At 68.0% G+C, this 25,450-nt stretch carries 21 protein-coding genes and 1 riboswitch; of the genes, 12 read left to right on the top strand and 9 right to left on the bottom strand.

The features are described 5' to 3' along the window. Positions 1-64 precede the first annotated feature (64 nt). A riboswitch (guanidine-I (ykkC/yxkD leader) is annotated at positions 65-173 on the bottom strand. Positions 174-380: 207 nt separating this feature from the next. Further along, positions 381-1,544: a serine hydrolase domain-containing protein gene (locus tag EJ105_RS21085; RefSeq protein ID WP_250167871.1), complete on the top strand. Its 1,164-nt coding sequence runs from the start codon at positions 381-383 to the stop codon at positions 1,542-1,544. 54 nt (positions 1,545-1,598) lie between these two features. After that, positions 1,599-2,618, top strand: coding sequence for an AI-2E family transporter (locus EJ105_RS21080; RefSeq protein ID WP_347881335.1), 1,020 nt, complete (start codon positions 1,599-1,601; stop codon positions 2,616-2,618). 30 nt (positions 2,619-2,648) lie between these two features. Here EJ105_RS21080 and EJ105_RS21075 read toward each other — a convergent pair whose 3' ends face one another. The 5 genes from EJ105_RS21075 to EJ105_RS21055 all read right to left on the bottom strand — a co-directional run bounded on the left by EJ105_RS21075 (position 2,649) and on the right by EJ105_RS21055 (position 7,284). After that, positions 2,649-3,110 (bottom strand): arsenate-mycothiol transferase ArsC, encoded by a 462-nt coding sequence (locus EJ105_RS21075; protein ID WP_024279953.1) that lies wholly within the window; start codon positions 3,108-3,110, stop codon positions 2,649-2,651. 6 nt (positions 3,111-3,116) lie between these two features. Then, positions 3,117-3,614 carry a UPF0262 family protein gene (locus EJ105_RS21070; protein WP_024279952.1) on the bottom strand — a complete coding sequence of 166 codons (498 nt, stop codon included), beginning with the start codon at positions 3,612-3,614 and terminating at the stop codon, positions 3,117-3,119. 13 nt (positions 3,615-3,627) lie between these two features. Then, positions 3,628-4,920: a histidinol dehydrogenase gene (gene hisD, locus EJ105_RS21065; protein WP_250167870.1), complete on the bottom strand. Its 1,293-nt coding sequence runs from the start codon at positions 4,918-4,920 to the stop codon at positions 3,628-3,630. Positions 4,921-5,026: 106 nt separating this feature from the next. After that, the gene (locus EJ105_RS21060) at positions 5,027-6,562 is read right to left on the bottom strand and encodes a putative bifunctional diguanylate cyclase/phosphodiesterase (protein ID WP_250167869.1); all 1,536 of its coding nucleotides are present in this window, start codon (positions 6,560-6,562) and stop codon (positions 5,027-5,029) included. 248 nt (positions 6,563-6,810) lie between these two features. After that, positions 6,811-7,284, bottom strand: a complete 474-nt coding sequence (locus EJ105_RS21055) for a DUF2948 family protein (protein ID WP_250167868.1) — start codon at positions 7,282-7,284, stop codon at positions 6,811-6,813. A 308-nt stretch (positions 7,285-7,592) separates the two neighbouring features. Here EJ105_RS21055 and EJ105_RS21050 point away from each other — a divergent pair, with 308 nt between their 5' ends. The 6 genes from EJ105_RS21050 to EJ105_RS21025 all read left to right on the top strand — a co-directional run bounded on the left by EJ105_RS21050 (position 7,593) and on the right by EJ105_RS21025 (position 14,028). Next, entirely contained in the window at positions 7,593-9,074 is a 1,482-nt protein-coding gene (locus tag EJ105_RS21050) for an alpha/beta hydrolase (protein WP_250167867.1), read from the top strand. Positions 9,075-9,193: 119 nt separating this feature from the next. Then, the gene (locus tag EJ105_RS21045; protein WP_250167866.1) at positions 9,194-10,366 is read left to right on the top strand and encodes an ABC transporter substrate-binding protein; all 1,173 of its coding nucleotides are present in this window, start codon (positions 9,194-9,196) and stop codon (positions 10,364-10,366) included. A 375-nt stretch (positions 10,367-10,741) separates the two neighbouring features. Beyond that, positions 10,742-11,662, top strand: a complete 921-nt coding sequence (locus EJ105_RS21040; protein WP_029557659.1) for a branched-chain amino acid ABC transporter permease — start codon at positions 10,742-10,744, stop codon at positions 11,660-11,662. Continuing rightward, on the top strand, positions 11,659-12,576 hold the full coding sequence (locus EJ105_RS21035) for a branched-chain amino acid ABC transporter permease (RefSeq protein ID WP_250167865.1): 918 nt from the start codon (positions 11,659-11,661) through the stop codon (positions 12,574-12,576). Before EJ105_RS21040 ends, EJ105_RS21035 begins: the two co-directional genes overlap by 4 nt. After that, complete coding sequence (locus tag EJ105_RS21030) at positions 12,569-13,318, top strand: ABC transporter ATP-binding protein (RefSeq protein ID WP_250167864.1); 750 nt, start codon at positions 12,569-12,571, stop codon at positions 13,316-13,318. The genes EJ105_RS21035 and EJ105_RS21030 overlap by 8 nt, the downstream gene beginning before the upstream one ends. Further along, positions 13,315-14,028 (top strand): ABC transporter ATP-binding protein, encoded by a 714-nt coding sequence (locus tag EJ105_RS21025; protein ID WP_250167863.1) that lies wholly within the window; start codon positions 13,315-13,317, stop codon positions 14,026-14,028. The genes EJ105_RS21030 and EJ105_RS21025 overlap by 4 nt, the downstream gene beginning before the upstream one ends. Before the next feature lie 301 nt (positions 14,029-14,329). Here EJ105_RS21025 and rpoD read toward each other — a convergent pair whose 3' ends face one another. Together rpoD and dnaG are read right to left on the bottom strand one after the other, a co-directional pair. Next, positions 14,330-16,330 (bottom strand): RNA polymerase sigma factor RpoD, encoded by a 2,001-nt coding sequence (gene rpoD, locus EJ105_RS21020; RefSeq protein ID WP_029557662.1) that lies wholly within the window; start codon positions 16,328-16,330, stop codon positions 14,330-14,332. A 260-nt stretch (positions 16,331-16,590) separates the two neighbouring features. Next, positions 16,591-18,534: a DNA primase gene (gene dnaG, locus EJ105_RS21015; protein ID WP_250167862.1), complete on the bottom strand. Its 1,944-nt coding sequence runs from the start codon at positions 18,532-18,534 to the stop codon at positions 16,591-16,593. Positions 18,535-19,107: 573 nt separating this feature from the next. Between dnaG and EJ105_RS21010 the strand changes: the two genes are divergently transcribed. Further along, positions 19,108-20,523 (top strand): alanine/glycine:cation symporter family protein, encoded by a 1,416-nt coding sequence (locus EJ105_RS21010; protein WP_250167861.1) that lies wholly within the window; start codon positions 19,108-19,110, stop codon positions 20,521-20,523. An 89-nt stretch (positions 20,524-20,612) separates the two neighbouring features. Here the strand turns inward: EJ105_RS21010 and EJ105_RS21005 are convergent, their stop codons facing one another. Continuing rightward, entirely contained in the window at positions 20,613-21,071 is a 459-nt protein-coding gene (locus EJ105_RS21005; RefSeq protein ID WP_024279938.1) for a GatB/YqeY domain-containing protein, read from the bottom strand. A 137-nt stretch (positions 21,072-21,208) separates the two neighbouring features. On the opposite strand from EJ105_RS21005, the gene carA reads away from it, so the two are divergent. Beyond that, positions 21,209-22,414 carry a glutamine-hydrolyzing carbamoyl-phosphate synthase small subunit gene (gene carA / locus EJ105_RS21000; protein ID WP_024279937.1) on the top strand — a complete coding sequence of 402 codons (1,206 nt, stop codon included), beginning with the start codon at positions 21,209-21,211 and terminating at the stop codon, positions 22,412-22,414. Between the two features lie 79 nt (positions 22,415-22,493). On the opposite strand, the gene EJ105_RS20995 is transcribed toward carA, so the two are convergent. Next, positions 22,494-23,183, bottom strand: coding sequence for a GntR family transcriptional regulator (locus EJ105_RS20995; protein ID WP_024279936.1), 690 nt, complete (start codon positions 23,181-23,183; stop codon positions 22,494-22,496). Positions 23,184-23,484: 301 nt separating this feature from the next. On the opposite strand from EJ105_RS20995, the gene EJ105_RS20990 reads away from it, so the two are divergent. Further along, positions 23,485-23,955: a CBS domain-containing protein gene (locus tag EJ105_RS20990; RefSeq protein WP_250167860.1), complete on the top strand. Its 471-nt coding sequence runs from the start codon at positions 23,485-23,487 to the stop codon at positions 23,953-23,955. A 252-nt stretch (positions 23,956-24,207) separates the two neighbouring features. Beyond that, complete coding sequence (frc, locus tag EJ105_RS20985; RefSeq protein ID WP_250167859.1) at positions 24,208-25,437, top strand: formyl-CoA transferase; 1,230 nt, start codon at positions 24,208-24,210, stop codon at positions 25,435-25,437. The last annotated feature ends 13 nt before the right edge of the window (positions 25,438-25,450 follow it).

Below are 25,450 nucleotides of genomic sequence, written 5' to 3'. Positions count from 1 at the left end.
TCCCCTTCGCTTCGACGAATTGGGAATTGGCGAGACCAGTGCCGCCAATTCCTTGGCCACTGAGGTCTCCCGGGCTTTTATCCCGCCGTGCACCCGCGCCGGATGTCTCCCGTCGCGGTGGCAGCTCTCGGACCAGCGCATCGTTCGATGCCGGAACCCTAGCCACCAACTCGACATCTCTAAAAGCAACCCGCGTGCCAAGCCGTCGCGCATTTGTTTTCAACAGCTTGCCGGAATCGCCCGGCAAAGGCCTGCGCCTCGGCTGGGCATCTGCGGCCGAAATTTTGTGCAAATGCGTCGGTTCCGGTGCCCATTGCATACACGCGCAGGCTCGCCATCCGCCGCGCGCCAAGCCATTCTGCGGGCGAGGGAGGCGGGTGATGCTGGACCGGCGCACATTTCTGAAGGGAGCCCTCGCGGCGGGGATGCTGGCCCGCCCGGCCTTCGCCGCGGGCTATCCGCGCCTGCCGTTCGAGGCGCTGCAGCAGATGGCGGACGCCGAGGTGGCGCGAGCCCGCGCGCAGCATGGGGCACGGCTCGCGGTGGTGCTGGGCGTGGTCAATCCGCGCGGCAACGGCCAGCTCTTCCTCGCCGCCGCGCCGGACCTCACCCATCCCGGCGGGCGGCCCATGACGCTCCATGGCGGAACGCCGTTCGCCATCGGCTCCATCTCCAAGGTGTTCACCGCCTGCCTGCACTATCAGGCGCATGGGCCGTTCAAGGGCAATCTCGGCGACTGGCTCGCCCCCCGCGCGCTCTCGCCGGGCCTCGCGCGCATTCCGCTCGCCGATATCGCGCGCTACCAGTCCGGCATGGCGCAGGACAATCAGGGCGGGGTGCATCCGCCCGGCGTGATGGCGAGCTTCGGAACGATGTTCCCCTATCTCGCGACGCTCCAGCCGCCGTTCCCGCCGGGGAGCTGCTATTCCTATTCCAATCTCAGCTGGTCGCTGCTGGCGCTGGCCGGATCAGGCGCGGGGCAGGGCAGCATGGGGGCGGCGGCCGAGCGCTACGACCGTGCGTTGAAGGCCTACGCCGCCGGCATGGGTATGTCGGCCACCGGCATCTTCCGGCCCGGGATGAAGCCGCACCTCCCCATGGGCTACCGGAAGAACTGGCAGCTTCTGCCGCCACGCGCGGACTATGCGCCCACCCGTCTCACCGGCGTCGGCGCGGGCGGCATCGTCTCCACCGGCACCGACATGCTGGCCTTCCTCAGGACCAGCATGGGCCATGGCGACGGCGGCATGGAGAGCCCGGCCCTCGCCTATCAGCAGGGCAACATCTTCGCTTCCCCCCGCTGCGGAGGCGGGAACGCGCCGCGCACGGCCTATGGCTGGATCATGCACGATGTGGCCGATGCCTCCGGCCCTCTCGCCCTCGTCACCAAGGACGGGGCGGTGGCGGGCTTCACGGCGTGGATGGGCTTCCTCGCCTGGCAGGGCACGGACGCGCCGTCGCCCTTCGGCGTGTTCGCGCTGGTCAACGGGCCGGGCGCCGCCGGCCTCGGGCTTCGGGCCATGCGGCGCATCTTGTCGGCGTGAGGCTCGCCAATCGTCTCGGCCTCAGGTAATCGCCATGGGGAAACCGGAGGCGGGATGATGCGGGGATTGGTGGGGCTGGCGGCGGCGGTGGTCGTGTTCGCGGCGCTCTACGTGACGGGCGCGCTGCTGGCGCCCGTTGTCTTCGCGCTGTTCGTCATCGCCGTGGTGCATCCGCTGCTGGCGCGGCTGGAGGCGAAGCTGCCCAAGATGGTGGCCGTGCTCGGCACGCTCCTCATCACGCTGGCGGTGGTGGGGGCGGTGTCCTCGGTGGTGGTGTGGGGCTTCAGCCATGTGGCCGCCTGGGTGTTCCAGAACGCCGCCCGCTTCCAGACGCTCTATGGCCAGGCGGCGGTCTGGCTGGAAGGCCACGGCTTCGTGCTGGCGGGCCTGTGGGCCGAGCATTTCGACGTGCGCTGGCTGCTGCGCCTGTTCCAGGATCTGTCCGGCCGCCTGCAGGGCATGGCGAGCTTCCTCGTCTTCACCTTCATATACGTGCTGCTGGGCCTGCTCGAAGTGGACGCCATGAAGAGCCAGGTGCTGCGGCTCTCCCGCTCCGGCCGCGCGCCCTTCCTCGCCCCGGCGCTCGCCGACATCGCCCGCAAGATGCAGACCTACATGGCGGTGCGCACGCTGATGAGCATCGCCACCGGCGCGGTGGTGTGGGCCTTCACCCTCACCGCCGGGCTGGAACTGGCGCTGGCCTGGGGCGCCATCGCCTTCGCGCTGAACTACATCCCCTTCATCGGCCCGTTCGTGGCGACGCTGCTGCCCACGCTCTTCGCCCTCGCCCAGTTCGAGAGCTGGGAGATGGCGGTGTTCGTGTTCGTGTGCCTCAACATCATCCAGTTCCTGTCGGGCAGCTATCTGGAGCCGCGCCTCGCCGGCAAGGCGCTGTCGGTGTCGCCGGTGCTGGTGCTGCTGGCGGTGTTCTTCTTCGCTTTCCTCTGGGGCATTGCCGGCGCCTTCATCGGCGTGCCGATCCTGATCGCCGGCCTCACCTTGTGCGCGCACCACCCCGACACGCGCTTCGTGGCGGAGCTGTTCTCCGGCCGGGTGGCGACCGAGGAGGCGTGACCTTTCGGAGGCCGTGCCGCGAGGGGTGTCCTAGGGCTGCCGGAACCGCGCGCGGATGCGGCGCTCCAGCTCGTCGCGCACGTTCCGGTAGGCCTCCAGCCGCTGCTCGCGGTTGCCGCCTTCGCCGGTGGGGTCGGGGGTGGGCCAGTATTCCACCTTGAGGGCGTTGGTGCGGGTCAGCTCCAGCGCGCGGTGGTGGGCGTCGGGCGACAGCGAGATGGCGAGGTCGAAATTGAGCCCCTCGTATTCCTCGAGGTCTTCGACGCTCTGCGGCCGGTGCTTCTTCACGTCGAGGCCGATCTCGTCCATCACCGCCGTGACGAAGGGGTCGGGATCACCCGCGATCACTCCGGCCGAGCCCACATAGATGGATTTGCCGAACAGATGCCGGGCGAGCGCGGACGCCATCACCGAGCGCACCACGTTCTGCCCGCACATGAAGAGAACCGATTGCGGCCGCGCTGAGCGCTGGGACGCCGCAGGGGGCTCCATCGCCGGTCAGCCTTTCCAGTGCAGGGCGCAGACGAGGGTGAACAGGCGGCGGGCGGTGTCGAAATCCACCACCACCTTGCCGTTGAGGCGTTCCTGAAGCAGCGTCGATCCCTCGTTGTGAAGGCCGCGCCGGCCCATGTCGATGGCCTCGATCTGGCTCGGCGAGGCGGTGCGGATGGCGTTGTAATAGCTCTCGCAGATCAGGAAATAGTCCTTCACCACCTTGCGCAGGGGCGTGAGGGAGAGATGGTGCTGCACCACCTGCTCGCCGCTCTCGCGCTTGATGTCCAGCACGAGACGGTTGTCGGCCAGCGAGATGAAGAGCTGGTAGGGGCCCTCGCCGGGATCGCCGCAGGGCATGAAGCTGTTGTCTTCGATGAGGTCCCAGATGGCCGTGGCGCGCTCGTGCTCGATGTCCGGGCTGCCGCCGTGGCCGATGGAGGCTTCGTCGAGGGTCACGGCGCTGAGCCGGGCCGAGGGCTTTGTCTCCGCCTTGTTGCTCATCGCTATTTCCCCGTCATCTGTTGGTGCGGATGGAGACGGACCGCCCGTGCGCGTCGAGCCGCTCCACGGCGGCAAGGCGCACGGCGGCCGGCCCGAGCTTTTCCAGCGCGTCGGCGTCGAGCTTGAGGATCGACGTTCGCTTCATGAAGTCCAGCACGCCGAGGCCGGAGGAGAAGCGGGCCGAGCGGGCCGTCGGCAGCACATGGTTGGTGCCGCCCACATAGTCGCCGATGGCTTCCGGGGTCCAGGCGCCGATGAAGATGGCGCCGGCGTGCCGCACCTGCGCGGCCAGCGCATCGGCATCCGCCGCGTGGATTTCCAGATGCTCGGGCGCGATGCGGTCCACCAGCGGGATGGCGTCGGCGAGGCTGTCCACCAGGAAGATGGCGCCGTGGTCACGCCAGGAGGCGGAGGCGATCTCGGCGCGCGGCAGGGTGGCGAGCATCCCCTCCACGGCCGTCTCCACCCGATCCGCCAGCTCCGGCGAGGAGGTGATGAGGATGGATTGCGCGGCGGTGTCGTGCTCCGCCTGGGCGAGGAGGTCGGCGGCGATGAAGTCCGCGCTGGCGTCGCCATCGGCGAGGATCAGCACCTCGGAGGGGCCGGCCACCATGTCGATGCCGACCTTGCCGAACACCTGCCGCTTGGCTGCCGCCACGAAGGCGTTGCCGGGGCCGACGATCTTGTCCACCGGCCGGATGGTTTCCGTGCCGTAGGCCAGCGCCGCCACCGCCTGGGCCCCGCCCACGCGATAGACCTCGTGCACGCCGGCAAGGCGTGCGGCGGCGAGCACCAGCGGCGCGATCACGCCGTCCGGGGCCGGCACCACCATGACGATGCGCGGCACGCCGGCCACCTGCGCGGGCACCGCATTCATGAGCACGGAGGAGGGATAGGCCGCGGTGCCGCCGGGCACGTAGAGGCCCACCGCATCCACGCTGGTCCAGCGGTGGCCGAGGGTGACGCCGGCCGCGTCCACATAGGTCTCGTCCGCCGGCTTCTGGCGGGCGTGGTGCGATTCGATGCGGGCCTTGGCGAACTCCAGCGCCGCGCGGGTCTCCTCCGGGATGGAGGCGAGCGCCGCGTCCAGCTCGGCGTCGCTCACCTTGATGCCCAGCGCGTCGAGGTCCACCCGGTCGAAGGTGCGGGAGAGGTCCACCAGCGCCCGGTCGCCGCGGGCGCGGACGTCGGCGATGATGGCGGACACCTTGTCCTGCACGTCCACGGACGCCTCGCGCTTGGAGCCGAGGAATTCGATGAAGCGCTCGGGAAAGTCGGGCTGGCTGATGGTGAGGCGGATCGGCATGCCGCCTTGCTAGAGCAGGTTCGCGCGCGAGGGAAGCCCCAAGCGGTGCGGCAGCATTTGCCCCGCAACGGCGCGCCGGCCGGGCCCGCCTTCCTGCGGCGGAGCGTCAGCCGCCGAAGCGGCCGGCGGTGGCGAACGCCTCCTGCGGCCAGAGCGGGCGGGCGAACAGGTAGCCCTGTCCCAGCTCGCAACCCTCGCTCAACAGGAAATCGGCCTCCTCGCGGGTTTCGACGCCCTCGGCGACGGTGGTCAGCTCCAACGCCCGGCCGAGGCTGAGCATGGAGGCGATGATCTTGCAGCTCTGGGCCTCTGTGGCGATGCGCCGCGTGAAGGAGCGGTCGATCTTGATCTTGTCGATGGGCAGCTCGTTGAGGTGGCGCAGGCTGGAGAAGCCGGTGCCGAAATCGTCGAGGGAGATGCGCACCCCCGCCTCCTTGAGCGCGACCAGCGTCTTGCGGGCCGCCTCGAAGTCCGCCAGCAGGCCGGTCTCGGTGATTTCCAGCTCGATCTGCCCCGGCGGGATGTTCATCTGCTCCAGAAGGGCCAGGGTGCGGTCCGGCAGGTGCGGGTCCACCAGCTGAACCGGAGACAGGTTCACGGCCACCGTCCGCGGCGTTTTCCAGGTGGCGAGGTCGTCGCCCGCCCGGCGCAGCATGGCGGTGAAGAGCGGGTCGATCAGGCCCTCGTCTTCGGCGATGGGGATGAACTCGGCGGGGCCGAGGAGGCCGCGCGTGGGGTGCTGCCAGCGCGCCAGCGCCTCGAACCCCACCGTCTCGCCCGTCTTGAGGCAGACCACCGGCTGGTACTGGGCCACGATCTCGCCGGCCTCGAGGCCGCGCCGGAACTCGGTTTCCAGGCTCCGGCGCTCCCGCCCGCGGGCGTCGAGGCCGGAATCGTAGAGCGCATAGCAGTCCTTGCCCGCCGCCTTGGCCTGCCGCAGCGCCTTTTCCGCCGATTGCAGGAGCACCGTCGCCGACGATCCGTCGCGCGGATACTTGCTGATGCCGATGCTGGCGGTGATGTCCACCTGGGTACCGTTGCAGTCGAACGGCTCGCGCAGCCGCGACAGGATGCGGCTCGCCAGCCGGAACAGCTCTTCGGTCTCGTCCGACCCCATGGGGAACAGGATGGCGAACTCGCCGCTGCCGAGCCGGGCGACCATGCCGCCCCGGTGCGGCACCGAGACCAGCCGCGCCGCCAGCTGGCGCAGGAGATCGTCGCCGGCGCCATGCCCGTGTGTCTCGTTGACCGAACGCAGCAGGTCCACATCGACCACGAGGAGGGCGAGGCGCGAGCTTTTGTGCCAGGCTTCTTTCAGCTCGCGGCCGAACTCCGACTGGAATTGCAGGCGGTTGGCGATGCCGGTCAGACCGTCGAAGGCGGAGGCGTCGTCCACCAGCTTCAGGATTTCGCGCTGCTGGACGATGAGCTTGCGCAGCTCACTTTCGCGGACGATCAGGATCGCGATGAGCGCGCCGGTCGCAACGATCCACGCGGCGAACAGCTCATCGAGATGCCAGGCGTCATGCGCCTCGCCGATGAAAAAGACGGAGTGGATGAGATCGGCCTGCAGGATCGCGACAAAGACTGCGATGGCCGTTACTATTATACTTCCGTAGATCAGAATCCAACGCCGCGGCAATGTCGAAACCGACGCTGTATTTAAAGATCGAAACGACATGGCGGCGCGAACTGCAATCCTCTGCCGGGGGGAATCCGGCCCTCTAACCGATTTTTGCGAGTTTATTACGTCCGGAAAGAAGGATCGGATCCGCTCTGCCATGCGGACGCGTCCCAAACGGGCGATTCAGATTGCGATACAACGCGGAAAGGCCGCCGGATAGGGGCGGCCTCGGGTGGTCGCGATCCTGGTTAATGGAGGGGCGGCGTTCAGCCCTGCCCGGCGCTCCCGCCGACGCCGGCGGGGGGGACGGCAACTTCCGGATGCTTGGGGGCGTGGGTGCACCCCCATGCGGGGCCGAGATCGCGCAGGCCCGCCTCGATGCACTCGACTTCGAGCCGCACCTCGGCACCGCCTGAGAAGGTGAGATAGACGAAGCCCGAGGGCAGATCGCCCGGCATGAAGGTGACGGCGAGCAGGTTGAGCACGCCGGTGCGCTGCGCCTCCTCCATGCCGCGGCACTTCACGTCGCGCACCCGCTCGAAATGCAGACCGGTGCGGCGGCGGACCGTCTCGTTGGCGATGACCTTCTGGTCCCAGTCGAAGCGGTTCAGCACCAGAGCGAAGCGCTGCAGCCGGGGCAGGAAGCCCATGTCCACCATCTTCACCACCGCATCCTGTAGATGGGCGGAAAAAATGGCGAGGTCTTCCTCGTCGAGGGCGATGAGCTTCAGGTTTTCCATGGCGATGCAGCCTCTTTTGGGCGTGGACCGCAGATAGCGACGCCACCCGCCCGCCGCAAGGGGTTGGAGGGATGAAGGTGGTCCCGTGGCGGGACGAAGCGCAACCCCACCGTGCCATCCCGGGGCTGCGGGCTCCAGGCTCTCCGCCGTCATCGCCCGGCTTGTGCGGGCGATGACGGTTAATACCTCCCCTCCGCTGGCGCTGCATGCGCCCGGGGCACGAGAGCTGTTCCCCACGCCTCCGGCGCCCCGGCTTTGCCGGCAAGGCTTTGCCCTGTAGGTTCGCCGCGCGATGGGGGAGACGGGGAATGGGGGCGTTCGGGTTCATGTGGCGGGGGACGAAGCGCACGGTGAAAATCCTGGCGCTGCTGATCTTCGCCGTGGTCGCCACCATCTTCGTGGTGCGGGCGGTGGATTCCCAGCGCGGCCCGCCGCTGGAGCGCTGGCACACCCACCATCCCCCAGAGATGAGCCGCAGCGCCATGGCGAGCGCGGACCTCGCCGCCTACATGGCCGCCGAGGACAAGGCCTTCGCCGGCGTGAAGGCCAATGTGACCGACAAGGTGGACCCGGAAGACCGCGTCCGCTTCAACCGCTATTTCGCCGCCAGCCCCATCTATCCGCCGAGCTTCGCGCAGGATTTCAACCGCACCTATGTGCTTCAGCCGAAAGGCGAGCCGGCCGGGGCGGCGGTGTTCCTGCACGGGCTTACCGATTCGCCCTACAGCCACCGCCATCTGGCGCAGCTCTATGCGGACCATGGCTTCATCGCCATCGTGCTGCGCCTGCCCGGCCATGGCACGGTGCCGGGGTCGCTGACCGAGATCGGCCACGAGGACTGGATCGCCGCCACCCGCCTTGCCATGCGCGAGGCCCGCAAGCGGGTGGGGCCGGGCAAGCCGGTGCATATCGTCGGCTATTCCAACGGCGGCGCGCTGGCGCTGATGCACGCGCTCGATGCGCTGGATGATCCCAGCCTCGTGGCGCCGTCGCGCATCGTGCTCATGTCGCCCATGGTGGGGGTGACGGAGTTCGCCCGCTTCGCCGGCCTCGCGGGCCTGCCGGCCATCTTCCCCGCCTTCGCCAAGGCGGCGTGGCTGAACATCACGCCCGAGTTCAACCCCTTCAAGTACAATTCCTTCCCGGTGCATGCCGCGCGCGAATCCTTCGCGCTGACGCAGGTGCTCCAGGCCAATATCGAGCGTCACGCCCGCTCCGGCCGCCTCACCGGGCTGGCGCCGGTGCTCACCTTCCAGTCGGTGCTGGACCATACGGTGAGCGCGCGGGCGGTGATCGAGCAGTTGCACGCCCGGCTGGAGGACAACGGCAGCGAGCTGGTGCTGGTCGATATCAACCGCTCGGGCCAGTTCGAGGATCTGCTGAACCGACGGGCCGATACTGCCATCTCGTCTTTGCTGCCGCCGGCCCCCCGCCGCTTCCGCACCGCCGTCATCGGCAATGCGGCGCCCGGCTCGTCCGCCACCGTGGTGCGGGAGACGCTGGCGGATGCGACGGAGGAGACGGTGCGGCCGCTCTCCGCGCTCTACCCGGACGATGTCTATTCCCTCTCCCACGTGGCGGTGCCCTTCCCCCTGTCGGATGGGCTCTACGGGCTCGATCCCGACCCGGCGGAAAAGTTCGGCATCCGCCTCGGCGACATCGCTGCGCGCGGGGAATATGGGGCGCTGGTGGTGGGCGTGGAGATGCTGGTGCGCATGTCCTCCAACCCCTTCTTCCCCTATCTGGAAGAGCGTGTCGCCGCCGGCCTGCCCCCCGCGCGGGGGCCGTAAGGGCGGCGCGCCCGACATCCGGCTTGTCTGGCGCGCGCGGCTCTGCAAGGGTGCCGCCACGTCAGACGAATAACGTCAGAACCATCACGTCAGAACCATCCAACGGGGACTCCACCGCCATGGGTTTCAAGGGACTTCTCGCCTCCACCGCGCTCCTCGGCACCCTCGCACTGTCCGGCGCGGCCGCCGCCGATCCGGTGAAGGTGGGGCTGGTCTCGACCCTCTCCGGCCCCTCCGCCGTGCTCGGCCAGCACATGCGCGACGGCTTCCTGCTGGCGGTGAAGGAGCTTAACGGCAAGCTCGGCGGCCAGCCGACCGAGGTGGTGGTCGTCGATGACGAGCTGAAGCCGGACATTGCCGTGCAGAAGGTGAAGGGCCTCCTGGAGCGCGACAAGGTGGACTTCGTCGCCGGCGTGGTCTTCTCCAATGTCATGGGCGCGGTAGCGAAGCCCGTGACGGCGAACGAGACCTTCCTGATCTCCGGCAATGCCGGCCCCTCCACCATCGCCGGCGCCGGCTGCAGCCCCTTCTTCTTCTCCGCCTCCTACCAGAACGACCAGAACCACGAGGTTCTCGGCAAGTATGCGCAGGACAAGGGGTTCAAGAAGGTGGTGCTGATCGCCCCCAATTATCAGGCGGGCAAGGATTCGCTGGCCGGCTTCAAGCGCTATTACAAGGGCGAGGTGGCGGACGAGATCTACACCCAGCTCGGCCAGCTCGATTTCTCCGCCGAACTCGCCAAGATCGCCGCGGCCAAGCCCGATGCGGTGTTCACCTTCATGCCCGGCGGCATGGGCGTGAACCTCGTGAAGCAGTACCGGCAGGCGGGCCTCGCCGACACCACGCCCTTCCTCTCCGCCTTCACCGTGGACGAGACGACGCTTCCCGCCACCGGCGAGGCGGCGCTCGGCTTCTATTCCGGCGCGGCCTGGGCGCCGGACCTCGACACGCCCGCCAACAAGGCCTTCGTCGCCGCCTTCGAGAAGGAATACGGCTATATCCCCGCGCTCTACGCCGCGCAGGGCTATGACGCGGCCAAGCTCATCGACAGCGCGCTGAAGGCCACCGGCGGCAAGACCGCCGACAAGGCCGCCGTGCGCGCGGCGCTGAAGAAGGCGGACTTTTCGAGCGTGCGCGGCAACTTCAAGTTCAACACCAACCAGTTCCCCATCCAGGACTTCTACCTCGTGAAGGTGGGCAAGCGGCCGGACGGGAAGGTGGAGACCATGGTGCAGGAGAAGGTCTTCTCCAACTATGGCGACGCCTACGCGGAAAAGTGCGAGATGAAGTGAGGGGCCACCCTCACTTCATCTCGCACCCCGGACGCATGCAGCGAAAGCGGAATGCGAGCCGGGGTCTAGCGCAAGGGGGCGCCAAAGGCGGCGTGCCCTGAGGCTGGCACGGCTTTCGCCGGCTTCGCCGACTTCTCGTGGCCTGCGATCTTCTGGACCCCGGATCAGCGCTCTACCTGCGGTGTCGCTTGTCCGGGGGACGAAATTCTGATGAGTCACCGTCATGCCCGGCCTTGTGCCGGGCATCCACGTGGTAAGGCCGGGAACGGTCCTGCCGCATTGGCGCGTGCGGGTCGACGTGGATGGCCGGGACAAGCCCGGCCATGACGGCGGCTTGGGTGCGTAACACTCTTCCTTTGTCCACCCGCGCGATCCATGACCCTCACCCTCTTCCTCGTCCAGATGCTCAACGGGCTCCAGCTCGGCATCCTGCTGTTCCTGGTGGCGGCGGGGCTGACGCTGGTGTTCGGGGTGATGGATGTCATCAATCTCGCGCACGGCGTGCAATACATGCTGGGCGCCTATCTGATGGTGACGGCCACCGCCCTCACCGGCAGCTTCTGGCTGGGCCTGCCGCTGGCCCTCGCCGCCGCTTTGGTGCTGGGGCTGCTGCTGGAGCGCCTCGTCATCCGCCAGCTCTACGGGCGGGACCATCTCGATCAGGTGCTGGCCACCTTCGGCATCATCCTGTTCGTGAGCGAGGCGGTGCGCATGGTGTGGGGCTCGGCGCCCCTCGCCATCCCCATGCCGCAGGCGCTGTCCGGTTCGGTGCGGCTGATGGACGGGCTGAACTATCCCGTCTACCGCCTCGTCCTCATTGGTGCAGGGCTGGGCGTGGCGGGGCTGCTCTATGTGCTCGTCACCCGCACGCGGGCGGGGATGCTGCTGCGGGCGGGGGCGACCAACGCGCCCATGGTCTCGGCGCTGGGTGTGGACATCAATGCCCTGTTCGCCCGCATTTTCGCCTTCGGCGCCATGCTGGCGGCCTTCGCCGGAGCCATGGCGGGGCCGATCCTCTCGGTGGAGCCGGGCATGGGCGACAATCTCCTCATCCTCGCCTTCGTGGTCATCGTCATCGGCGGCATCGGCTCCATGCGCGGGGCGTTCGTGGCGGCGTTGCTGGTGGGGCTCATCGACACGCTGGGCCGCTCCTTCCTCACCGACATCCTGAAGCTCGTGATGTCCGCCTCCGCCGCCAGCGCGGCCGGGCCGGCGCTCGCTTCCATGAGCGTCTATGTGCTGATGGCGGCCATCCTCTTCTTCCGCCCGCGCGGCCTGTTCCCGGCGCCGGCATGAGGCGGTTCCTCCTCGCCTTCGTCCTGTTCGCGGCGCTCGCCGCGGTGCCGGCCTTCGCCGATACGGCGATGCTGACGCTGGTGGCGCGCGCCATGATCTTCGCGCTGGCCGCCACCAGCCTCGGCTTCATCCTGGGGCAGGGGGGGCTCGTCTCCTTCGGCCATGCGGCCACCATGGGCATCGGCGCCTATGCGGTGGGCATCCTGATGGAGGAGGGGGGGCGCGACGCCCTCGTCTCCTTCCCCGTGTCCATGGCGGCGGCGGGGCTGTTCGCCCTCGTCACGGGAGCGATCTCGCTGCGCACGCGCGGCGTCTATTTCATCATGATTACTTTGGCCTTCGGGCAGATGGCCTTCTTCGTCACGCAGAGCCTGTCCGCCTATGGCGGCGACGATGGCCTCACGCTGGCGGCCCGCTCCACGGTGGCGGGGGCGCGCTGGCTGAAGGACCCGAAGACGTTCCACTACGTGGTGCTGGGCCTCCTCGCCCTCACCGTCCTCGTCTCCACCATGCTGGCGCGCTCCCCCTTCGGCCGGGTGCTGGCGGCAGGACGGGACAATGAGCGGCGGCTGCGCGCGCTGGGGGTGGACCCCTATGCCTATCGCCTCGTCGCCTATGTCATCGCCGGCGCCTTCGCCGGGCTCGCGGGCGCGCTCTATGCCAATCTCACCGAGTTCGTGAGCCCGGCCTATCTCTCCTGGCACCGCTCGGCGGAATTCATCGTCATGGTGGTGGCAGGCGGGCCGGGGAGCGCCCTCGGCCCGGTGCTCGGCGCGCTGGGCGTGGTGCTGCTGGAGGATGGGCTCGCCCATCTCACGGAACACTGGCGCATCATCTTCGGCCCGCTGCTGGTGCTGCTGGTGCTGGCGCGCGGCGGCATCGCCACCCTGCTCGGGGGGCGGCGCGATGGCTGAGGCGCTGCTTGAGATCGCCGGCCTCGCCAAGGCCTATGGCGCGCTGCACGTGACGGCCGGGGTGGACCTCGCGGTGTTGCCCGGCGAGATCCACGCCCTCATCGGCCCCAACGGCGCGGGCAAGACCACCCTCGTCGGCCAGATCTCCGGCGAGGTGATGCCCGACGCTGGCACGATCCGCTTCGACGGCGCGGACATCACCCGCCTGCCGGTGCATCGCCGGGCGCGGCTGGGCCTCGCGCGGGCGTTCCAGATCACCTCCATCTTCCCCCGCTTCACCGCGCTGGAACACGCCGCCCTCGCGGTGATGGCGGCGCGCGGGCGCACCTTCCGCCTGCTGCGCCCCGCGTCCTCAGACCGCGCGGCGCGGGAGGAGGCGGTGGGTCTCCTCGAAGAGGTGGGGCTCGCCGCCCGCGCCGGGGTGGCGGCGGCCGCCCTCAGCCATGGAGAGAAAAGGGCGCTGGAGCTGGCCATGGCGCTCGCCGCCCGCCCGCGCCTGATGCTGCTGGACGAGCCCATGGCCGGCACCGGGCCGGCGGAATCCGCCGCCATGGTGGCGCTGCTCACCCGCCTCAAGGGCCGCTGCGCCATCCTCTTGGTGGAGCACGACATGGATGCGGTGTTCCGCCTCGCCGACCGCATCAGCGTGCTGGTCAACGGGCGCATCATCGCCTGCGGCACGCCGGACGCCGTGCGCGCCGACGCCGCCGTGCGCGCCGCCTATCTCGGGGACGGCGCATGAGCGCGACGCTCCTCACCATCACCGGCCTCACCGCCGGCTATGGCGGCACGCCCGCCTTGTTCGGCGTGGACCTATCCGTGCCCATGGGCGGCGCGCTGGCGCTGGTGGGCCGCAACGGCATGGGCAAGACCACCACCCTGCGCGCCCTCATGGGCCTTCTGCCGCCCTCAGGCGGCACGCTGACCTTCGACGGCGTGGCATTGCGCGGGTTGAAGCCGCACAGGATCGCCCGCCTCGGCCTCGGCCTTGTGCCCGAGGGGCGGCAGATTTTCCCCACGCTCACGGTGGAGGAAAACCTCGTCGCCACCGCCACCCCCGGCCGCTCCGGCCTGCCGCTGTGGATGCTGGAGCGCGTCTATGGGCTGTTCCCGCGCCTCGCCGAGCGGCGCCGCAACTACGGCAACCGCCTCTCCGGCGGCGAGCAGCAGATGCTCGCCATCGGGCGCGCGCTGATGACCAACCCGCGCCTGCTCATTCTGGATGAAGCCACCGAGGGCCTCGCCCCGCTTATCCGCGCGGAGATCTGGGCGGTGCTGTCGGTGCTGAAAGGGGAGGGGCTCTCCCTCATCGTCGTCGACAAGCACGTCTCCGCGCTCGCCGGCGTGTGCGATCAGGTGGCGGTGATGGAGAAGGGCCGGGTGGTGCATTCCGGGCCAGCCGCGGATTTTGCCGCCGATACGGAGCTGGTGGGGCGGTTTCTGGGGGTGTGACCATCCCGAGAACGCCCGTTCCCCGGACAAGCGACGGCGAAGCCGGAGCGCCGATCCGGGGGCCAGGGGAAGATTCCCGCGAAGCGGGGCGATGCCTTCGAGCGCCGGGATCAGGAAGCGCCTTCGGCGGACCTTTGCGCTGGGCCCCGGCTCGCATTCCGCTGACGCTGCATGCGTCCGGGGCGCGAGGCTTGTCCTATGCGCGTGTCACCGCCCGGCAGCAGCCGAGTTCAGGGGCCAGGCGCCCAAACGAAAACGGCAGGCCGAAGCCTGCCGTTTGATCGTTGAAGACGTGCGCCGCTCAGTTGTCGAGGAACGAGCGCAGCTTGCGCGACCGGCTCGGGTGCTTGAGCTTGCGCAGGGCCTTGGCCTCGATCTGGCGGATACGCTCGCGCGTCACGGAGAACTGCTGGCCGACTTCCTCCAGCGTGTGGTCCGTGTTCATGCCGATGCCGAAGCGCATGCGCAGCACGCGCTCCTCGCGGGGGGTGAGGGAGGCCAGCACCCGGGTCGTCGTCTCGCGCAGATTGCTCTGGATCGCGGCGTCGATGGGCAGGATGGCGTTCTTGTCCTCGATGAAGTCGCCGAGGTGCGAATCCTCCTCGTCGCCGATGGGCGTTTCGAGGGAGATGGGCTCCTTGGCGATCTTCAGCACCTTGCGCACCTTCTCGAGGGGCATGCCGAGCTTCTCGGCCAGCTCCTCGGGGGTGGGCTCGCGGCCGATCTCGTGCAGCATCTGCCGCGAGGTGCGGACGATCTTGTTGATCGTCTCGATCATGTGGACCGGGATGCGGATGGTCCGCGCCTGGTCGGCGATCGAGCGGGTGATGGCCTGCCGGATCCACCACGTGGCGTAGGTGGAGAACTTGTAGCCGCGGCGGTACTCGAACTTGTCCACCGCCTTCATCAGGCCGATGTTGCCCTCCTGGATGAGGTCCAGGAACTGCAGGCCGCGGTTGGTGTATTTCTTGGCGATGGAGATGACGAGGCGCAGGTTGGCCTCCACCATTTCCTTCTTCGCCTGGCGGGCTTCCTTCTCGCCCTTCTGCACCATCTGCACGATCTTGCGGAACTCGGCGATCTCCAGCCCGGTCTCGGTGGCCAGCGCGTGGATGTCGCCGCGAATCTCGTGGATGGTGTCCTTCTCGTGCGCGACGAAGCCCTTCCAGCCCCGCGTGCCGAGCTTGGAGATGCGCAGCACCCACTTGGGGTCCAGCTCCGCGCCCATGTAGTTCTTCAGGAAGTCGTCGCGGGAGACGCCGTAGCTGTCGGCGAGACGCAGCAGGCGGCCCTCGTAGCCCACGAGGCGCTTGTTGATCTCGTAGAGCTGCTCCACCAGCGCGTCGATGCGCGCCTGGTTGAGCGACAGGCTCTTCACGTCGCCGACCAGCTCTTCCTTGAGCTTCTTCGCCTTGCGCTCCTGCGCGGGCGAGAGGGTCTCGTTCTTGAGCTTGGACTCGACGTTCTGGTCCTGCAGCCGGCGCAGCTTGGTGTAGCTGGAATGGATGCGGTCGAAGGTCTCCACCACCTTCGGCTTGATCTCCGCCTCCATGGCGGCGAGCGACATGGAATTTTCCATGTCGTCTTCCTCGCCATCGGGGCCGGCGCCGTCGCCGAGCAGGCCGTCCTCGCCCGCCTCGGGGGCAAGGGCGGCTTCCTCGCCGAGGGCCGCGGGCGGGTTCTTGCCCTCGGGGCCGGCATAGGTGGCTTCGAGATCGATGATGTCGCGCAGCAGCACGCGGCCTTCGGTCAGCTCGTCGCGCCAGATGATGATGGCCTGGAAGGTGAGGGGGCTCTCGCACAGGCCGGCGATCATGGCCTCGCGGCCGGCCTCGATGCGCTTGGCGATGGCGATTTCGCCCTCGCGGGAGAGCAGCTCCACCGAGCCCATCTCGCGCAGGTACATGCGCACCGGGTCGTCGGTGCGCTCGGCCGGCTCGGACTTGGTCTCGGCGCGGGCGACGGCGCGCGGGGCGGGCTCGGCGAGCTCGCCGCCTTCGGCCTCTTCCGGCTCGTCGGGAGTCTCGGTCTCCTCGCTGCCCTCTTCGGCCTCGGCTTCCTCGGCCTCGATGACATTGATGCCCATGTCATTGAGCATCGCCAGCGTGTCCTCGATCTGCTCGGAGGTGACTTCCTCGGAAGGCATCACCTCGTTGAGCTGCTCGTAGGTCACGTAGCCGCGCCGCTTGGCGTTCTTGATCATCTTCCGCACAGCGGCGTCGGACAGGTCGAGCAACGGCCCGTCGGGGGCGTCGGTCTCCTTCTCCGGGGCCTCTGTGGCTTCGGAAGATTGCTTCGCCATCGACTTCTCCTGCTGATCCCGCCGATTTCCAACAGCAGAACGGCGGCGCGGCTCCTCTGCCTCGCCACCTTTTGCCCTTGAACCCGGGAGCGGCCTTTTTGACGCCATCCCGTTAAACCAGCCTGAACGCGCTTCCAACCCCTATGGTCGTCGGCGGCAGGCTGCCTTCCGTCCCGTGGGCCGAAGCTTCGGCATGCACCCGCCCTGCGGGCCATGCCAGACGCTCTTGGCCAAATTGTGCCGCTCCGGCTTACGCGCCCTTAAAGGGACCGCACGGCCGAACGACCCGAAGATGCACCGAACCCTTCCACCAGCGCCTCGGTCCCCTCGATCGCCGACAGGCGCTCGCGGACGTCCCTCAACCAGGCGAAATTGACCTCGCTGGGATCCTCCCCCAGCGTGCGCTCGGCTTCCTTCAGCTCTCTAGATAGCGCGTGAGCCTTGCGATGCAAGGCCGTGCGCTGATGCCACCAGAGCCGAACATCGGCTTCTGCGGTATCGGAATAGGCTGGCCAGTCGTGCCGGGGGTTGGCGAGGGCCTTCACTCGGCGCGTCAGGGCGTCGAGATCGGAGCGGCCGAGCTGCTCGGCGAGGGCCTCCGCGTCCAGCCCCTCCAGGTGCGCCTCGATGAGCGCGCGGCGCAGCCGGTCGGCCTCCGGATTGGCGAGGGGCAGGCTCGACACCTCCTCGCCCGCCTCGTCCAAAAGGAAGGGGTGGTTGATGAGGCAGAACAGCAGCAACGCCTCGTTGCGGGGCAGGGCGGCCATGGGGCCGCGCACCAGCGCGCTCCTTGCAATCTCTTGGCCGCGCGGGGCCAAAGGCGGGGCGGAAGGCTTACCGGGAAACTTGCCGCCGCGCCCCCGTCCGGGGGTGAAACCGGGCGACCAGCTCTCCCGGCTGCCACCCCCGCGACCGGGGCCGCGCGCGCGATCCGCGGGGGCAACGAGGGCGTTGAACCGGCCCATCAGATCCGCCCGGTAATGCTTGCGCACCGTCTCGTCGCCGATGGCGTTCACGACCTCGTTCAGCCGGCCTTCCAGCCCCGCCCGACGCTCCGGGGTCTCCAGCGAGGCATTTTCGCTTTCCCGCGCCCAGAGTTCCGCAGCGAGAGGGCGCGCCTGCGCCAGAACCTGCTCCATGGCCTCGCGGCCGGAGCGGCGAATCAGGTCGTCCGGGTCCTGACCCTCGGGAAGGGCGGCAAACGACAGGCTGCGCCCGGCCTTCAGGTGCGGCAGCGCGAGGTCGATGGCGCGATGGGCGGCGCGGCGGCCGGCCTTGTCCCCGTCGAACAGCAGCAGCGGCTCTTCCGACATGCGCCACAGCAATTGCAATTGCTCCTCGGTCAAGGCGGTGCCGAGCGGTGCCACGGCACCGGCAAAGCCTGCCTCCACCATGGCGATCACGTCCACATAGCCTTCCACCGCGATGACGCGGGCGCCGGACTGGGCGGCGGTGCGGGCGGAAAAGCCGTTGTAGAGCAGGGACCCCTTGTGAAAGAGCGGGGTCTCCGGGGAATTGAGGTATTTCGCCGGAACATCCTTCTCCAGCGCCCGGCCGCCGAAGGCCACCACGCGGCCCTTGAGGTCGGTGATGGGGAACATCACCCGGTCGCGGAAGCGGTCGTAGGGGACGGGAATGTCCTCGCCAGCGATGAGCAGGCCCGCCTCCACCATGTCCGCGACGGAAACGCCCTCCTTGCCCAGCGCTTCCTTCAGGTTGAAGCGCTCGCCCGCCGCATAGCCGAGGCCGAATCGCTTCTGCGTGGCGGGGCCGATCTCCCGGTCGGCGAGATAGCCGCGCGCCTTGGCGCCGAGCCGTGATTGCAGATTGGCCTCGAAATGCTTGGCCGCCAGCGCCATCACCTCATAGAGCGTGCGCCGCCGCTGCTCCTTGGCGGCGGCCTCCGGCGTCTCCTGCGGCAGGGACAGGCCCGCCATGGCGGCCAGCCGCTCCACCGCCTCGCTAAAGGAGGCGCCCTCCGTCTCCATCAGGAAATCGAACACGTCGCCGTGCTTGCCGGAGGAGAAACAGTGGTAGAAGCCCTTCTGATCATTGACGAAAAAGGACGGAGACTTCTCCGCGTTGAACGGCGAGAGCCCGGCGAACTCGCGCCCCTGCTTCTTCAGCTTCACCCGACGGCCGACCACCTCCGACACCGGAAGCCGGGCGCGGATCTCGTCGAGAAAGGCAGGTGAAAAGCGCATGGGCAGGCGGAGCCAGCAGTCTGTGAGGGGCGCGGGACGTCGGTCACCCAAAGTCAGGCGCCGGAAGATCAGCCCTTCAGTGTAGCCGGGAATGGGGGGAGGGGGAAACGGGGGCGGTCGGCACCCCTCTCCCCTTGCGGTTCACCCGGCAGAGCCATCGCTCGAACGGGTGCCGCACCGGGACACTGCTCCGGCCTCTCCGCGTCATCGCCCGGCTCGTCCGGGCGATCCACGGTTCGGCCGGGATGGGCTTGCGGACAGTGCGCAGGCTGATGGGTGGATCCCCCGGACGAGCCGGGGGATGACGGTGACCTTCGGCCTCGCACCACCCGTCATGGCCGGGCTTGTCCCGGCCATCCGGCGGATGCCTGACGGGTATCCCGGCCGGTCCGCGTCTTGCCCAGGACACGCCCAGTCATGACGCGGGTGAAGGAGCCCCCGCAATCCCCCTTATCCACACCCCTGCCGCCGTCTCCGAATTGTGTCCACAAAGTGGCGCACGCGGTGCGGGCAGGGATGGACCGCCACAGCCCCGCTGGTAAGCTTCACGGTTTCAGCGGGGGGTTAGCTGACATGGATGCGGTGATCGATTTCCTCAACACCATCTTCTGGGGCTACATCCTGATCTACGGACTGCTGGCGGTGGGCGTGTATTTCACCCTGCGGCTCGGCTTCGTGCAGATCGTCCATTTCCCCGAGATGCTGCGGTCGGTGCTGCGCTCCAACGAGACCGACAAGTCCGGCATCACCCCGTTCCAGGCCCTGTGCACCTCGCTCGCCTCCCGCGTCGGCACCGGCAACATCGCCGGCGTCGCGGTGGCGCTCACCTTGGGCGGGCCGGGGGCCATCTTCTGGATGTGGGTGGTGGCGGCGCTGGGCATGGCCACCGCCTTCGCCGAGAGCACGCTGGCCCAGCTCTACAAAGTGAAGGACGAGGAGGGGCGCTATCGCGGCGGCCCGGCCTTCTACATCGCCCACGGCCTGAAGGCCTCGTGGGCGGGCGGGCTGTTCTCGGTCTGCCTCATCATCTCGTTCGGCCTCGTGTTCAACGCGGTGCAGGCCAATTCCATCGCAGATGCGGTGGAGGGCGCCTTCGGCGTGCCCAAGCTCGGCACCGGGCTGGTGGTGGCGCTCATGTCCGGCGTCATCATCTTCGGCGGCATCGCCACCATCGCCCGCACCGCCGAATTCGTGGTGCCCTTCATGGCCCTCGCCTATGTGGGCCTCGCCTTCTACGCGCTCGTGACCCACATCACCCTGGTGCCCGGCATCCTCGCCCACATCGTCGGCAGCGCCTTCGGCGTCGGCGCGGCGACGGGTGGCGTCGCCGGCTCGGTGGCGGCGGCCATGATGAACGGGGTGAAGCGCGGCCTGTTCTCCAACGAGGCCGGCATGGGCAGCGCCCCCAACATCGCCGCCGTGGCGACGCCTGATCCGCATCATCCGGTGAGCCAGGGCTTCGTGCAGTCGCTGGGGGTGTTCATCGACACCATCGTCATCTGCACCGCCACCGCGCTGCTCATTCTCCTGTCGGAGGTGGTGCCCTCGGCGGAACTCACCGGCACCCAGCTCACCCAGGCCGCGCTGGAAGTGCATGTGGGGTGGCTCGGGCGCTATTTCGTGGCCATCGCCATCTTCTTCTTCGCCTTCACCTCCATCATCGGCAACTATTCCTATGCCGAAAACGCGCTGGTCTTCCTCGGCCACGGCCATGTCTCGGGCGTCATCATCCTGCGCGTCGCGCTGCTGGCCATGGTGGTGTGGGGATCGCTGCAGAGCGTCGCCACCGTGTTCAACACGGCGGACGCCTCCATGGGCCTGATGGCCTCCATCAACCTTGTCGCCATCGTCCTGCTCTCGGGCACGGTGGTGCGGCTGACGCAGGACTATATTACGCAGCGGAAGGCGGGGAAGGAGCCGGTGTTCGTCGCCGACGAGATGGCCGACCTGCCGCCCGGCGTCGACCGGAAGATCTGGAGCCGGAAATAGAAAAGGGGCGGAATCGGGACCGGCATCTGCCGAACGTCACCGATTCCGCCCCCGAACAGCACCCGGAAAGGTGGTGTGAACCGGCCCGGTCAGGCCGCCGTCAGTGCGTCCTTGACCCAGCCGGAGGCCTTGCCGAAATCCAGCGCGCCGGCATGGCGCTCCTTCAGCACGGCCATGGTGCGGCCCATGTCCTTGATGCCCTTGGCGTCGATCTCGGCGATCACCGCGGCGATGGCGGCGCGCGTGTCGGCCTCGGAAAGCTGTTTGGGCATAAAGGCCTGGATGTAGGTAATTTCCTCGCGCTCCTGCGCGGCAAGCTCGGGGCGGCCCGCTTCGTCATAGATGCGGGCGCTCTCCTCCCGCTGCTTCACCATCTTGGCGAGCAGGGCGCGCAGTTCGTCGTCGGTGAGCGGGTCCTTGCCATGTCCCCGCTGCTCGATATCCCGGTCCTTGAGCGCCGCATTGATGAGGCGGAGCGTCCCGGTTCTCTTTTTATCCTGGGCCTTTAGCGCCTCTTTGAGAGCCGCGTTGATGTCGTCGCGAAGCACGATCGTCCGTCCTGTGTTGAGTGGCGCCATTTCCGGCAGCAGGATCTCGCGGCCATCCGGCCGGCGGCGCTGAGGGCGCACAAATTCCTGCGAGAGGCGCTGGAAACGCGGCGCGCGAGTCTCTATCTAGGCGATCCATGACCAGCGAACAAGACCACGCCCCCAACGCCACCGAGGGTTGGGCCGAGCCCCGGCCCACCGCCCTGCTCGTGCTCGCCGACGGCACCGTGCTCGAAGGCTTCGGCATCGGCGCCACCGGCCATCTCGCCGGCGAAGTGTGCTTCAACACTGCCATCACCGGCTATGAGGAGATCCTCACGGATCCCTCCTATGCCGGGCAGATCATCACCTTCACCTTCCCGCACATCGGCAACGTGGGCACCAACGAGGAGGACATCGAGACGGTGTCCATGGCCTCGGCCTCCGGCGTGCGCGGGGTGGTGCTACGCACCGCGGTGACGGACCCGTCCAACTACCGCGCCACCCGCCATTTCGATGACTGGCTGAAGGCCCGCGGCATCCCCGGCATCACCGGCATCGACACCCGCGCCTTGACCGCCCTCATCCGTGAGGCGGGCATGCCCAATGCGGTCATCGCCCATGCCCCGGATGGCGTGTTCGACATCGAGGCGCTGAAGAAGGAAGCCCGCTCCTGGCCCGGCCTCGTCGGCATGGACCTCGTGCCCGGCGTCACCTCCATCCAGCGCTTCGACTGGGACGAGACCACCTGGAATCAGGAAACCGGCTATGGCCGGCAGGAGGCGCCGCGCCATCACGTGGTCGCCATCGACTACGGCGTGAAGCGCAACATCCTGCGCCTGCTCGCCCGCGCCGGCTGCAAAGTCACCGTGGTGCCTGCCACCACCTCGGCCGAGGACATCCTCGCGCTCCAGCCGGACGGCGTGTTCCTCTCCAACGGCCCCGGCGATCCGGCGGCGACGGGGGAATATGCGGTGCCGGTCATCCGGACGGTGATCGAGAAGGGGGTGCCCACCTTCGGCATCTGCCTCGGCCACCAGATGATCGGCCTCGCGGTCGGCGGCCGCACCGTGAAGATGCACCAGGGCCATCACGGCGCGAACCACCCGGTGAAGGACCTCACCACCGGCAAGGTGGAGATCACCTCCATGAACCACGGCTTCGCTGTGGACCGTGACAGCCTGCCGAAGAACGCTGTGGAGACCCACGTCTCCCTGTTCGACGGCTCCAACGCCGGCATCGCGCTGGCCGACAAGCCGGTGTTCTCGGTGCAGTACCACCCCGAGGCGAGCCCCGGCCCGCAGGACAGCCACTATCTGTTCGATCGCTTCGTCACGATGATCGAGAAGCACAAGGCGGCCTGAGCCGTCTTCGCCCGGAAAGAAAAAGGGCCGGCGCGCAAGTGCCGGCCCTTTTCTGTTGTCGGTTCGTGCAGCGTGCAGGCTAGTTCAGGAACTCGCCATGCTCCGCCACATGCCGGGCGAGGCCGAGGGTATGCTCGCGGACGAGGCGTTCGGCGAGATCCGGATCGCGCTTCTCGATGGCCTCGACGATATGCGTGTGATCGACAATGGAGCGCTGGGCCCGGTGCGCCTGGCCGATGGTCACCTTGCGGACGCCCCGCATGTGGGGGAACAGGTTCTCCGTCGTCTCCGCGATCAGGGCGCAGCCGGACATGCGGATGATGAGCTTGTGGAAGGCGAGATTCGCCTCGGAATATTCGGAGACGAACTCTTCCGGGTTCCGGTTGGCGAAGGCGCGGACGTTCTCGCGCAGCTGGCGGATCTCGGTCTCGGTGGCGCGCTCGCAGGCGAGGCGCGCCGCCATGCTCTCCAGCGCCGCCCAGACGGTAATCATCTCGATGATTTCCTGCTTGGTCTTGCGCACCACGAAGATGCCCCGGCGCGGCACGGAGCGCACGAAGCCCTCCTGCTCAAGCAGCGTCATCGCCTCGCGGATGGGCGTGCGCGACACCCCGAGCTTCTCTGACAGCTGGCGCTCCTCGAGGCGGATCTCCTCGGGGTGGCTGTAGATGTCCATCTCCATGATGGCCGCCTTCAGCGCCTTGTAGGCCTTCATCCGGAAGCTCGATTCCGTCTCGATCGGCTTCACGTTGATATCCTGGTACGTCATCGCACCCCTTCGCCTTAGGCTTTCGGCAGTCAGTCGGGCCTGAAGTGATTCCCGTCTTGCGCACCAAATACATCATATCACATGCGAGGAAGAGTGCGCCGGCAAGCAATGCCGCAGGTGTCCCGAAATCTTGTGGCAATGCAGCATCTTCTGCGCAGGTGCGGGACGCTTCTTGCGTTGACAGGATGTATTTTGAATACCACGATGATCCGAGGGAAGATGGGCGCAACAAGGCCCCACCCTGCCCGGCGAAGCTTTCGCCGTGGCAATGGGCGAGCATTCGCCAGGGGAGGACACGCCAATGATTACCGTGGACGATATCCTGCGGGAAAAACGTGACACCCGCATCATCACCCTGCGCATGCACGAGACGGTGGCTGACGCCGTGCTCGTGATGAAGCGGGAGAACATTTCCTCCGTCATCATCAAGGACGTCTGCCGCACCGAGGGAAACACGGTGGTGGGCGTCTTCTCCGAGCGCGACGTGACCCGCGCGGTGCTGGAGCATGGGGCCAACACGCCGAAGGTGGTGCTGGCCTCGCTGCTGAAGCGGGAGGTCATCTCCTGCACCCTCGAAGACACCATCGAGACCGTGCTGCGGCTGATGGTGGAGCACCAGGTGCGTCATCTCCCGGTCATGGAGAGCTACGCGCTAGTCGGTGTCATCAGCGCCACTGACCTGATGCGCCATTACCTTAGGGAATCCGAGACCCAACCTGCGCTTCAGGTCGTCTCGGGCGGCATCGAGGCGGGTCTCGCAGCCCTGCGCTGAGGCGCGGGAGCTTCTCGGGGCCGCCTGTATCCCGCTGCGGCCCCGAGGTTTTTTCCTACTTTCGTCTAAGAATGACTCAAAACCCGTTTGCGAACGGACGAACGCAGTGTTACAGTTCTGTATCTGGCATACGTAATTCAAAACTTGAAATGCCAGAGGGTGGGTCCCTTCGATCGTATCTCCGAGGGGCGCATCCAAGCCGGCGCAGACCGGCACCGAAGGAACAGGGCAGGGAATTCCGGGAGTGGGTGCATGGGCAAGGCGCTTGACGGCGTGCGCGTCCTGGACATGACGCACGTTCAGTCCGGCCCCTCGGCGACGCAGCTTCTTGCGTGGCTGGGTGCGGATGTCATCAAGGTGGAAATGCCGCGGCGCGGGGACATCACCCGTTCGCAGCTCAGGGACAAGTCCAACGTGGACAGTCTCTACTTCACCATGCTTAACGCGAACAAGAAGAGCGTTACCCTCAACATCAAGACCCCCGCAGGTCAGGAGGCATTGAACCGCCTCTTGGAAACCTGCGACGTGATGGTCGAGAATTTCGGCCCCGGCGTGCTCGATCGCCAGGGCTTCGGCTATGAGCAGGTCCGCGCCCGCAATCCGCGCCTGATCTATGCCTCCATTCGCGGTTTCGCCGAAGCCTCGGGTGTCGACGCCAAGGCTTACGAGACCATCGCCCAGGCCATGGGCGGCGCCATGAGCACCACGGGCTGGCGCTCCGGCCCGCCGACCGCTTCCAGCGCGCAGATCGGCGACACCGGCACCGGCATCCATTGTGTCGCCGGCATCCTCGCCGCCCTGTTCCAGCGCACGGTGACGGGCGAGGGGCAGAAGGTGGACGTGGCCATGCAGGACTGCGTGGTGAACCTCCTCCGGGTGAAGCTGCGTGACCAGCAGCGGCTCGATGCGGGCGCGCTCGCCGAATATCCCGGCGCGCCCTCGGGCGAATGCGTGCCGCGGGCCGGCAACTGCTCTGGCGGCGGCCAGCCCGGCGCGGCGCTGCGCTGCGCGCCCGGCGGCGAGAATGATTATTGCTACGTCATCATCCAGCCCCAGGGCTGGGCGCCGCTGATGCGGCTCGTGGGCCGCAAGGACCTGATCGACGATCCCAAATTCGCCTCCCACGAGGCCCGCGCCCAGCGGCTGGAGCAGTGCTTCGAGATCATCGAGCGCTGGACCGCCCGCCGCACCAAGTTCGAGGTGATGGAAGCACTCAACGCCATCGACGTGCCCTGCGGGCCGGTGCTTTCCACCAAGGACATCATGGACGACCGCGCGCTCTACGACCGCGGCTTCCTCGTGGAGGTGCCGCACCCCGAGCGCGGAACCTATGTGACGGTCGGCTCCCCCATCAGCCTGTCCGCAAACAACGTGCCGGTGGAGCGCGCGCCGCTCCTCGGCGAGCACACCGACGAGGTCCTCGCGAGCGTGGGCTTCTCGGCCGAAGAGATCGCCGGCATGCGTGCCGCCGGTGCCGTCTGACGGGGAGGGAACG

Origin of the sequence: Xanthobacter aminoxidans, from assembly GCF_023571765.1 — a bacterium.
GTDB classification, from domain to species: domain Bacteria; phylum Pseudomonadota; class Alphaproteobacteria; order Rhizobiales; family Xanthobacteraceae; genus Xanthobacter; species Xanthobacter aminoxidans.
The sequence above is the reverse complement of the archived record's forward strand: the minus strand, read 5'-3'. Positions and strand labels throughout refer to the sequence as shown.